Below are 10,250 nucleotides of genomic sequence, written 5' to 3' on the forward strand. Positions count from 1 at the left end.
GTCGAGTCGGCCCTGTGGGAGGCGTCGCTCTTCGAGGAGCACGGCTTCCGCGACATCAAGATCTCGGTCAAGCACAACGACCCGGTCGTGATGGTCAACGCCTACCGCCAGCTCGCCGCACAGAGCGACTACCCGCTCCACCTCGGTGTCACCGAGGCCGGACCGGCGTTCCAGGGCACCATCAAGTCCGCCGTGGCCTTCGGTGCTCTGCTCAGTGAGGGCATCGGTGACACGATCCGCGTCTCGCTGTCGGCGCCGCCGGCGGAGGAGGTCAAGGTCGGGCTGCAGATCCTGGAGTCGCTGAACCTGAAGCAGCGCCGGCTGGAGATCGTGTCCTGCCCGTCGTGCGGTCGTGCGCAGGTGGATGTGTACAAGCTCGCGGACCAGGTCAGCGCCGGTCTGGACGGTATGGAGGTGCCCCTGCGGGTCGCCGTGATGGGCTGTGTCGTCAACGGCCCGGGCGAGGCGCGCGAGGCCGACCTGGGTGTGGCCTCCGGCAACGGCAAGGGCCAGATCTTCGTCAAGGGCGAGATCATCAAGACGGTGCCCGAGTCGAAGATCGTCGAGACCCTCATCGAGGAAGCCCTGAAGATCGCCGAACAGATGGAGAAGGACGGCATCGCCTCCGGCGAGCCCGAGGTCTCCATCAGCTGAACCCATGAACCCCAGGACAGCGCCCCGCCGGAGAACGTCCGCGGGGCGTTGCCCATGGACAGGGCCGCGGGACGTCGTCCGTGAGCAGGCTCACCGCCTTCCGCAGAAGCTGTTCACGGCCACGAGCGGCGGCCCCCAGCCTCTTTGGGTACAGTGCGGAAATCAGCAGACTGCATGGTGAGGCCCCCTCGTGTTGACGCAGACCACCACCCGGGTCCTCGAACCCAGCGACCTCGGCGCCGCCCTCGCGGTGCTGGAGAGCGAACCCGTAGCGAACGCCTTCGTGACCTCCCGGGTCCAGATCGCAGGCCTCGATCCCTGGCGCCTCGGCGGCGAGATGTGGGGCTGGTACGCCGACGGACAGTTGCGCTCCCTGTGCTATTCCGGGGCCAACCTCGTCCCCATCTGCGCCACCCCCGAAGCCGTCAGGGCCTTCGCCGACCGTGCCCGCAGGGCCGGCCGCCGCTGCTCCTCGATCGTCGGCCCCGCCGAGCCCACCGCCCAGCTGTGGCGGCTCCTCGAACCGGGCTGGGGCCCCGCCCGCGAGGTCCGGGCCAACCAGCCGCTCATGGTCACCGAGAGCCCCGCGGCCGAGGTGACACCCGATCCACTGGTCCGCCGCGTCCGCAAGGACGAGATGGACGTTCTGATGCCGGCCTGCATCGCCATGTTCACCGAGGAGGTCGGCATCTCCCCGCTCGCGGGCGACGGCGGACTCCTCTACCAGGCCCGCGTCGCCGAGCTCATCGCGGCCGGCCGCTCCTTCGCCCGGATCGACGACGGCAAGGTCGTCTTCAAGGCCGAGATCGGCGCCACCACCCCGCAGGCCTGCCAGATCCAGGGGGTCTGGGTCGCCCCGGAATTCCGTGGCCGCGGCTACTCCGAGACCGGCATGGCGGCCGTCCTGCGCCACGCACTGGCCGACATCGCGCCGATCGTCAGCCTCTACGTCAACGACTACAACACCCCCGCGCGCAGGTCGTACACACGGATCGGCTTCCGTGAGGTCGGCGCGTTCATGAGCGTGCTGTTCTGAACCGTCCTGGCGGGCCGCCCCCGGCCGGAACCGACCCGTACCCCGCACCCCGCCACGGACAGTAGGGTCTGTCCATGGCAGCAGCTTCCGGGGGCGGCCCCCACACTCCCAGCGTCCGGATCGGACCGATCGATCTCGCGGCACGCGTGGACGAGGCGCTCGCCGTGCAGGCCGTCGCCTTCGGTCTCGGCCCCGACGAGATCGAGGTGCGCCGCCACATCGTCCTCAGGCACCTCGACCACCCCTGCGCCCGCTCGCTGGGCGCCCTGACCCCGGACGACCGGCTCGTCGGCTTCGTCTACGGCATGCCGAACGAACGCGGTCACTGGTGGTCCACCGTCGTCGAGCCCTATCTGCGCGCCACCGGCTCCACGCACTGGCTCGACGACTCCTTCGTGATCACCGAGCTGCACGTCCATCCCGAGTTCCAGAACCGCGGGATCGGCCGCACCCTGATCACCACCGTCACCGACGCCGTCGACCAGCCCCGTTCCATCCTCTCCGCGATCGACACGGAGAGCCCGGCACGTGGTCTCTACCGCTCCCTCGGCTACGAGGACCTGGCCCGGCAGGTGCTCTTCCCCAGCGCTCCCAAGCCGTACGCGGTCATGGGAGCGCAGCTCCCGCTGCGCCGCCGCTGACGAATCGATTTCCGCCCGCGCGGGCCGCCCGGCTAACCTCGGGGCCATCACCCTTCCGAGCAGGAGTTCACCATGGCCCAGGTCCAGCGCATGTCCCGATTGATGATCAAGACACTGCGCGACGACCCGGCGGACGCCGAGACGCTCAACCACAAGCTGCTCGTCCGGGCCGGTTACGTACGTCGCACCGCCGCCGGCATCTGGTCCTGGCTGCCGCTCGGCAAGAAGGTCCTGGACAACATCACCCGCGTCGTCCGCGAGGAGATGGACGCCATCGGCGGCCAGGAGGTCCTGCTCCCCGCGCTGCTGCCCAAGGAGGCGTACGACGCGAGCGGCCGGTACGACGAGTACGGCGACCTGCTGTTCAAGCTCAAGGACCGCAAGGGCGCCGACTACCTCCTCGGCCCCACCCACGAGGAGATCTTCACCCAGGTCGTCAAGGACATGTGCTCGTCCTACAAGGACCTGCCCGTGATCCTCTACCAGATCCAGACCAAGTACCGCGACGAGGCCCGCCCCCGCGCCGGCGTGCTGCGCGGCCGCGAGTTCCAGATGAAGGACTCGTATTCCTTCGACACCACCGACGAGGGTCTGGTCGAGTCGTACCGGCTGCACCGTGCCGCGTACATCCGGATCTTCGAGCGGCTCGGCCTCGACCACCGCATCGTCTCCGCCGTCTCCGGTGCCATGGGCGGCTCGGCGTCCGAGGAGTTCCTCGCGCCCGCGCCCGCCGGTGAGGACACCTTCGTCGACTGTCCGAACTGCGACTACGCCGCCAACACCGAGGCCGTGACCTTCAAGGCCACTCCGGCCGACGCCTCGGCCACCGGCGCGGTCGAGGAGCTGGACACCCCCGACACCCCGACCATCGAGACCCTCGCCGCCCACCTCGGTGTGCAGGCTTCCGCCACCCTGAAGAACCTCCTGGTCAAGGTCGACGGTGAGATCGTCGCCGTGGGCGTGCCGGGTGACCGCGAGGTCGACCTCGGCAAGCTCGGCGAGCACCTCGCCCCCGCCGTCGTCGAGCTCGTCACCGCCGAGGACTTCGTGGGCCGCCCCGACCTGGTACGCGGCTACGTCGGCCCGCAGGGGCTGGAGAAGGTCCGCTACATCGCCGACCCCCGTATCGCCGCCGGCACCGCCTGGATCACGGGTGCCAACAAGGAGGGCAAGCACGCGAGGAACGTCGTCGCGGGCCGCGACTTCGAGGTCGACGACTACCTCGACGTCGTCGTCGTCGAGGCGGGCGACCCCTGCCCCAAGTGCGGCACCGGCCTCCAGCTGGACCGCGCCATCGAGATCGGCCACATCTTCCAGCTCGGCCGCAAGTTCGCCGATGCCTTCCAGCTCGACGTCCTCGGCCAGCAGGGCAAGCCCGTCCGCGTCACGATGGGCTCGTACGGCATCGGCGTCTCCCGCGCGGTGGCCGCCCTCGCCGAACAGACCGCCGACGACAAGGGCCTGTGCTGGCCCCGCGAGATCGCCCCGGCCGATGTGCACGTCGTCGCCGCGGGCAAGGCGCTCCAGACCGAGCTGGCCCTCGACGTATCCGAGAAGCTGAACGCGGCCGGTCTGCGCGTCCTGGTCGACGACCGCCCGGGCATCTCGCCCGGCGTGAAGTTCACCGACTCCGAGCTCATCGGCGTCCCGAAGATCCTGGTCGCCGGCCGCCGCTCGGCCGAGGGCGTCCTGGAGCTCAAGGACCGCCGTACGGGCGAGCGCGAGGAGCTCACCGTGGACGAGGCGATCGCCCGCCTCACCGAGCAGGGCTGACCGCCCCGGAGCTCCGTGCAAGGCACCACTTCGTCCCGTCGGTTCGTCCGGCGGGACGAAGCGCTGCCGGCCCGGGCCCGGGCGGTTCAGCGGAAGGCGTCGGCGTTCTCGGCGGCCCACTGGCGGAACGGGCGGGCCGGCACTCCGGTGACCTGCGAAACCGTGTCGCGCACCCTCAGCAGCTCGTCGTTCACATCGCCGCCGGTGACATCGAGCACCGCGTCCGCGGCCTCGGCCCCGAAGACCGCGGCCATCTGCGCGTGCGCCTCCTGGCGGCTGACAGCGGCGAAGGGAACCTCCCTGCCCAGTGCTGCCGCGAGGGCCTCGGCCTGCTGCCGGGCGCTCACCGGCTCCGGACCGGTCAGGGCGTACGTGGCTTCCTGGTGGCCGGACTCGGTCAGCGCCACCCGTGCCACCGACGCGATGTCCGCGGGGTGGACGGTCGGCAGCGCGACGTCCGCGTACGGCGCACGAACGGTCTCCCGGGCCCGGACGGAGGCCGCCCACATCAGCGCGTTCGAGGCGAACTGCGTCGGCCGCAGGATCGTCCAGGCCATGCCGCTCGCCTTGAGCAGCTGCTCCACCGCCAGGTTCTCACCGGCAGGGCCGAGGCGGGGGTGGGTCTGGACGGTGATGGACGACACCAGCACGACGTGCCGTACACCCGCCTCCCGGGCGGCTTCGAGGACGGCGGCGTCCGGGCCCAGACGCGACACGAGGAACAGTGAGCGCACCCCGTCCATCGCGGGCTTCAGCGACGCGGCGTCCGCGAAGTCGCCCTCCACGGCCTCGACACCCTCGGGGAAGACGGCCCGCGCGGCATCGCGGGTGAGCCCCCGCAGCGGCCCGGCACCGTGTGCGTGCAGTTCCTTCAGCAGGGCACTGCCGATGTTTCCGGTGGCTCCGGTCACGAGGATCATGAGCGTGTTTCCCGTCGTCAGATGATGAACCTGACGACACGCTAGAACCTCAACCTTGCTTCAGGTCAAGGAGCGCCCCGGCGCTACAGCCAGCCCGCGAACTCCAGCGTCACTTCGCCCTCCTGACGGCGGCCGGCGGTCAGCGCGCGGGTGCCCGACTCCACCGCGCGGAACAGCGTCCAGCCGTGCAGCCGCTCGCGGTCCACGTCCAGCGCCTCCGCGAGCCTCTTGATCCTGCGCCGGGCCGTCATCGCGCCACCGGAGGAGGCGATCAGATCCTCGACCCGGTCCCGCACCAGCCGCGCCAGATCGTAGGCCCGCTCGCCGACCACCGGCTCGGGCCCGACCGTCAGCCAGGGTGCGCGCTCGCCGGAGAGCACCTTGCTCTGCCGGAAGTTGCCGTGCAGCAGCAGGGCCTCGGGGGAGTCGGCGACCAATGCGTCGCGTGCCGCCAGGGCGGCTGTGACCAGAGGTTCGAGATCCGGATCGGCCTCGGCGGCAGCCCGCATGGGACCGGCCCGCAGCGCGGTCCGTTCGGCGACCGTCTCGAAGGCGTGCCCGGCGGGCGGCTCGACCCACAGCCGCCGGACCGTCCCCGCCGCCTCCAGCAGGGCCTTCGCCTCCGGCAGCGAACGCAGCGACATCTCGGGATGCAGCCGCTCCAGCAGCAGAGCGCCGCCGGCGGCGTGCTCCCGGAGCACGCCGTCGCCCGGCTCGACCAGCCGCACCGCGCCCCAGCCGTCCCAGTGCGCCAGCGCCGCCCTTTCGAGTCCGGGCGCGGCCCCGGACGGAGAGATCTTCAGTGCCGCCTGGGTGCCGTCACCACCTCGCACGAGGAGGACCAGGCTGCTGCGCCCGCCCGGGGCGGCGACCCGGTCCACGGACAGTTCCTGCCCGGCCCCGGCCAGCGCTTCCTCGGTCAGTGCGGGAAGCCCCGCGAGCCATTCCCCGGCGGTCGTATCCCCGTACGACTCGCCGAGCGCTCGCACCAGACGCTGCGGCGGTTCAAAACCCATACGTGCTGTGTTCCCTTTCAGAGCCTGCTTCAGTGCGCCGCGCCGGACCGGGGCTTCGTGCCGGACCCGGTCCTCGCTCCGGCACCCGCCGCCTTGTCCGTCTCACCGGCGCCGTCCCTGAGGGACCCGTCGGCGGCCCGTTCGGCGAGCCCGGGAAAGGGTACGCCGCTGCCCCGCCAGCGAACCGCACGCACCGCGGCCTCCCGCAGCGCGTCCGCGGCCTCCCGGCGCAACGGCCCGTCGGCCGCCCGTACGAGGTCGGAGTACACGTCGGCGACGCGGTCCTCCAGCACTGCGGCGAGCCGCACCGCCGCGGCCGGTCCCGGCACCGCGAACGGGAGAGCGTACGCGGGGTCCGCCGCCACCGGTTCACCGCCCAGGTCGCGCACGGTGCGCACCAGCGCGTCGCGGCGGGCCCGGTGGGCGTGGTGCGCGGCGGTGGCTTCCTCCCGGCGGCCCTTGGCGACCCGGCCGCCCGCCACCCCGTACCCGTACACCGCGGCGTGTTCGGCGGCCAGGGCCGCCTGCGCCGCGTCCAGCGTGCCGTCGCTCATGCGGACGTCTCCTTGGCCAGTTCGGTCAGCAGGTAGGAGTGTGCCGAGGCGGCCGCGGCGATCGAGGCGAGCAGCCGGGCCAGCTCACCGGGCGCCTTGAGCAGCGCGGCGGTGTGGGCGTCCGCGGTACGGCGCTCCGAGGCGGCCAGCGCCCTGAGGGCGGCGGCGGCGCTCTCGCCGGCGGGCCGGACCGGGCCGGGGTGCTTCCCGTTCCCGGGGCCGAGGGACTTCGTATGGGCGAGGACCGCGTCGCGCAGGGGGGTGAGCCCGGCCGCGGTCGACGGGTGGGCCGCGAGGGCGTGTTCGTACTGGACGAGCAGCGCCCCGCTGGTACGCAGGGCGCCCGTCCGCAGCGCCGTCGCCGCCGATGACCCGGCGGACGCGGTCAGCGCGTCGGTCTGTCCGGAACCCTTACGGGTGCCGCCCCCGTCGTCGGCGTCGCTTCCGCAGCCGGTCAGGACCGCCCCCAGGGCGATGGCTCCCGTCGCGGTGAGCGCGCCCCTGCGCGTCGTCCCCGTGCGCCGCACGTGTTCTCCTTCGGGCCTGGACCTGTCTTGACCGGATGTGTCCGGAAGTGATCACCGGACGCGAGCGTACCCGCGCTCACGGGGCCGGCGGACGGCAACACCCCTCGGGACCGGATACCCTTTGACCTGACACGCGACGATCCCCACAACAGCACACGCGGCCGAGGAGTCACCCGGATGAGCACCACCCAGAGCGAGAGGCTGCGCGGGCTGGTAGAACCGCTCGTCAGCGCCGAGCAGCTGGATCTGGAAGAGATCGAAGTGTCCCGGGCCGGCCGCCGCCGGGTGCTGCGGATCATCGTGGACTCCGAAGAGGGCGTGGAGCTCGACACCTGCGCGGATCTGAGCCGCGCGATCTCCGAGAAGCTCGACGAGACCGACGCCATGGGCGAGGACGAGTACGTCCTGGAGGTCAGCTCTCCCGGTGCCGACCGCCCGCTGACGGAGCACCGCCACTACGTACGCGCCACCGGCCGTCTGGCCAGGCTCCAGCTGCACGAGGGCGGCGAGTTGGTGGCCCGCATCCTCGCGGTCGACGACGAGGGTCTCGACCTGGAGGTGCCGGGCGTCAAGGGCCGCAAGCCCACGTCCCGCCGGATCACCTTCGCCGAGATCGCGAAGGCGCGCGTGGAGCTGGAATTCAACCGCAAGGACAAGAAGGAAGAGGAGGCGTAGCCGTGGACATCGATGTAAAGCTTCTGAAGGGCTTGGCGCAGGACAAGGAGATCCCGTTCGACGTGCTCGTCGAGGCGATCGAGTCGGCCCTCCTCATTGCCTACCACCGCACGGACGGCAGCCATCGCCGGGCGCGCGTGAAGCTGGACGAGCGCGGCCACGTGACGGTGTGGGCGAAGGAGGACCCGGCCGATCTGGAGGAGGGCCAGGAGCCCAAGGAGTTCGACGACACCCCGTCGGGCTTCGGCCGGATCGCCGCGACCACCGCCAAGCAGGTCATCCTGCAGCGGCTGCGCGACGCCGAGGACGACCGGACGTTCGGCGAGTACGCGGGCCACGAGGGCGATGTCGTCACCGGCGTCGTCCAGCAGGGCAAGGACCCGAAGAACGTGCTGGTCGACATCGGCAAGCTGGAGGCCATCCTGCCGGTGCAGGAGCAGGTGCCGGGCGAGGAGTACACCCACGGCCTGCGGCTGCGCACCTACGTCGTGCGGGTGGCCAAGGGCGTGCGCGGCCCGTCGGTGACGCTGTCGCGGACCCACCCCAACCTGGTGAAGAAGCTCTTCGCGCTGGAGGTGCCGGAGATCGCCGACGGTTCCGTCGAGATCTGCGCCATCGCCCGCGAGGCCGGCCACCGCACCAAGATCGCGGTCCGCTCCACCCGCTCCGGCCTGAACGCCAAGGGCGCCTGCATCGGCCCGATGGGCGGCCGCGTGCGCAATGTCATGGCCGAGCTGCTCGGCGAGAAGATCGACATCGTGGACTGGTCGGACGACCCGGCCGAGATGGTCGCCAACGCGCTGTCGCCCGCGCGGGTGAGCGAGGTCGAGGTCGTGGACCTCGGCGCACGCTCCGCCCGGGTCACCGTGCCGGACTACCAGCTGTCGCTGGCGATCGGCAAGGAGGGGCAGAACGCCCGTCTGGCCGCCCGTCTCACCGGCTGGCGCATCGACATCCGCCCGGACACCGAGACCGACGCCGAGCGCGATGTCGCCGACCGCGAGCGGGCCGAGCGGGCCCGGGAGCGGGCCGAGCGGAGCTGATCCGGCGACGGGCCGCGGTGCGGCCCGACCGGACGGCAAGGAATAGATCTCGTCGGCACGCCGCTGAGATCACGACAACATCCGTTCGATCTTTGCCCCGAACGGGGGAGGTCGGTACGGGGAGGTAGACTTAAACGTGTCTGGCCGGACGCACGCCCGCGCTTGCCCTGAGCGAACCTGTGTGGGATGCCGGGAGCGAGCGGCCAAGAGCGAGCTGCTGCGCATCGTGGCGGAAGGGGACGCATGCGTCCCCGACCCTCGCGGTACGCTGCCCGGCCGGGGTGCGTACGTTCACCCCGCATCTGTCTGTCTCGACCTGGCGGTTCGCCGCCGGGCATTCCCTAGGGCCTTCAAGGCCAAGGGGCCGTTCGATCCCGCCGAAGTACAGCGGTTCGTCGAGCGGGTGACACCGTAAGAAATTGAACGGCACGGGTCCCCGTGCGGTCAGGTACCTCGCGAGTTGGAAGTAGGTCGAGATTGCGATGAGCACTCGATGAGTACGCGATGAGTACGCCCATGAAGTAGCGACGGTCCGGCGGTAACCCGGACCTAAAAGGAGCGAAGTGGCTAAGGTCCGGGTATACGAACTCGCCAAGGAGTTCGGCGTAGAGAGCAAGGTCGTCATGGCCAAGCTCCAAGAACTCGGTGAATTCGTACGTTCGGCGTCCTCGACGATCGAGGCGCCGGTTGTACGCAAGTTGACTGACGCACTGCAGGGTCCCGGTGGCAACGCCGGCAAGTCCGCTGCAAAGCCTGGCGCGCCCCGTAAGGCCGCCCCAGTGAAGCCCGCAGCGCCCTCCCCGGCTGCCGCGGCACGTCCCGCTGCCCCGAAGCCCGGCGTACCGGCTGCCAAGCCGGCCGCTGCCGAGGCCCCGGAGAGCAGCACCCCCGCTGCGCCTTCCGCGCCGTCTGCGGGCCCGCGTCCGGGCCCCAAGCCGGCGCCCGTGAAGCCCGCCCCGGTGACCCCGGTGCCCGCAGCCGAGTTCTCGGCTCCGGCCCCGGCACAGCCGGCCGCACCGCAGCAGCAGCAGGCCCCGCGTCCCGCGGGTGCCACCCCGGGACCCCGTCCTGCCCGTCCGGCTCCGGCCGGCGGTCAGCGTGACGGCGGCCGCGACGGTGGTCAGCGTGACGGAGGCCGTGGCGGCGAGCGCGACGGTGCCCGTGGCGGCGACCGTCCGGCGCGTCCCGCAGGCCAGGGCGCCCCGCGTCCCGGCGGCGCACGTCCGGCGGGTCCCCGTCCGGGCAACAACCCGTTCACCTCCGGTGGCTCGACGGGCATGGCCCGTCCGCAGTCCCCCCGTCCCGGTGGCGCCCCGCGTCCCGGTGGCGGCTCGGAGCGCCCCGGCGCCCCGCGTCCGCAGGGCGGCCCCGGCGGCGCCCCGCGCCCGCAGGGTCAGGGCGGCGCACGTCC

At 71.8% G+C, this 10,250-nt stretch carries 12 protein-coding genes; 8 read left to right on the forward strand and 4 right to left on the reverse strand.

What is annotated here, in order from left to right:
* From ACFVW8_RS16680 to ACFVW8_RS16695, 4 genes are all read left to right on the forward strand, one after another.
* Window positions 1–654, forward strand: a 654-nt coding sequence (locus ACFVW8_RS16680) for a flavodoxin-dependent (E)-4-hydroxy-3-methylbut-2-enyl-diphosphate synthase (protein ID WP_389690496.1), incomplete at its 5' end; no start/stop codon positions are given.
* Between the two features lie 193 nt (window positions 655–847).
* Entirely contained in the window at window positions 848–1,690 is an 843-nt protein-coding gene (locus tag ACFVW8_RS16685) for a GNAT family N-acetyltransferase (RefSeq protein ID WP_389690569.1), read from the forward strand.
* A 74-nt stretch (window positions 1,691–1,764) separates the two neighbouring features.
* On the forward strand, window positions 1,765–2,331 hold the full coding sequence (locus ACFVW8_RS16690) for a GNAT family N-acetyltransferase (protein WP_389690498.1): 567 nt from the start codon (window positions 1,765–1,767) through the stop codon (window positions 2,329–2,331).
* 72 nt (window positions 2,332–2,403) lie between these two features.
* Window positions 2,404–4,104, forward strand: coding sequence for a proline--tRNA ligase (locus ACFVW8_RS16695; RefSeq protein WP_389690500.1), 1,701 nt, complete (start codon window positions 2,404–2,406; stop codon window positions 4,102–4,104).
* 86 nt (window positions 4,105–4,190) lie between these two features.
* Here ACFVW8_RS16695 and ACFVW8_RS16700 read toward each other — a convergent pair whose 3' ends face one another.
* From ACFVW8_RS16700 to ACFVW8_RS16715, 4 genes are all read right to left on the reverse strand, one after another.
* Window positions 4,191–5,024, reverse strand: a complete 834-nt coding sequence (locus tag ACFVW8_RS16700; protein WP_389690502.1) for an NAD(P)H-binding protein — start codon at window positions 5,022–5,024, stop codon at window positions 4,191–4,193.
* Window positions 5,025–5,107: 83 nt separating this feature from the next.
* Window positions 5,108–6,040: an aminoglycoside phosphotransferase family protein gene (locus ACFVW8_RS16705; RefSeq protein WP_389690504.1), complete on the reverse strand. Its 933-nt coding sequence runs from the start codon at window positions 6,038–6,040 to the stop codon at window positions 5,108–5,110.
* Window positions 6,041–6,069: 29 nt separating this feature from the next.
* A complete protein-coding gene (locus ACFVW8_RS16710) occupies window positions 6,070–6,594 on the reverse strand; it encodes a ferritin-like domain-containing protein (RefSeq protein WP_389690506.1) in 525 nt (174 codons plus the stop codon).
* A complete protein-coding gene (locus ACFVW8_RS16715; protein ID WP_389690508.1) occupies window positions 6,591–7,121 on the reverse strand; it encodes a hypothetical protein in 531 nt (176 codons plus the stop codon). Before ACFVW8_RS16715 ends, ACFVW8_RS16710 begins: the two co-directional genes overlap by 4 nt.
* Window positions 7,122–7,298: 177 nt before the next feature.
* Between ACFVW8_RS16715 and rimP the strand changes: the two genes are divergently transcribed.
* From rimP to ACFVW8_RS16735, 4 genes are all read left to right on the forward strand, one after another.
* Window positions 7,299–7,796 carry a ribosome maturation factor RimP gene (gene rimP, locus ACFVW8_RS16720; protein ID WP_389690510.1) on the forward strand — a complete coding sequence of 166 codons (498 nt, stop codon included), beginning with the start codon at window positions 7,299–7,301 and terminating at the stop codon, window positions 7,794–7,796.
* A gap of 2 nt (window positions 7,797–7,798) precedes the next feature.
* The gene (nusA, locus tag ACFVW8_RS16725) at window positions 7,799–8,839 is read left to right on the forward strand and encodes a transcription termination factor NusA (RefSeq protein ID WP_384132464.1); all 1,041 of its coding nucleotides are present in this window, start codon (window positions 7,799–7,801) and stop codon (window positions 8,837–8,839) included.
* 136 nt (window positions 8,840–8,975) lie between these two features.
* Window positions 8,976–9,254: a YlxR family protein gene (locus ACFVW8_RS16730; protein WP_389690512.1), complete on the forward strand. Its 279-nt coding sequence runs from the start codon at window positions 8,976–8,978 to the stop codon at window positions 9,252–9,254.
* A 148-nt stretch (window positions 9,255–9,402) separates the two neighbouring features.
* Window positions 9,403–10,250, forward strand: an 848-nt coding sequence (locus tag ACFVW8_RS16735; RefSeq protein ID WP_389690514.1) for a translation initiation factor IF-2 N-terminal domain-containing protein, incomplete at its 3' end; no start/stop codon positions are given.

Source organism: Streptomyces sp. NPDC058221 (assembly GCF_042882365.1).
In the GTDB taxonomy this organism is placed as follows: domain Bacteria; phylum Actinomycetota; class Actinomycetes; order Streptomycetales; family Streptomycetaceae; genus Streptomyces.

Excerpts from the sequence above, each read along its gene's own strand:
- ACFVW8_RS16690 (WP_389690498.1), top strand. The coding sequence starts at position 1,765 with ATGGCAGCAGCTTCCGGGGGCGGCCCCCACACTCCCAGCGTCCGGATC.
- ACFVW8_RS16695 (WP_389690500.1), top strand. The coding sequence starts at position 2,404 with ATGGCCCAGGTCCAGCGCATGTCCCGATTGATGATCAAGACACTGCGC.
- ACFVW8_RS16700 (WP_389690502.1), bottom strand. The coding sequence starts at position 5,024 with ATGATCCTCGTGACCGGAGCCACCGGAAACATCGGCAGTGCCCTGCTG.
- ACFVW8_RS16705 (WP_389690504.1), bottom strand. The coding sequence starts at position 6,040 with ATGGGTTTTGAACCGCCGCAGCGTCTGGTGCGAGCGCTCGGCGAGTCG.
- ACFVW8_RS16710 (WP_389690506.1), bottom strand. The coding sequence starts at position 6,594 with ATGAGCGACGGCACGCTGGACGCGGCGCAGGCGGCCCTGGCCGCCGAA.
- rimP (WP_389690510.1), top strand. The coding sequence starts at position 7,299 with ATGAGCACCACCCAGAGCGAGAGGCTGCGCGGGCTGGTAGAACCGCTC.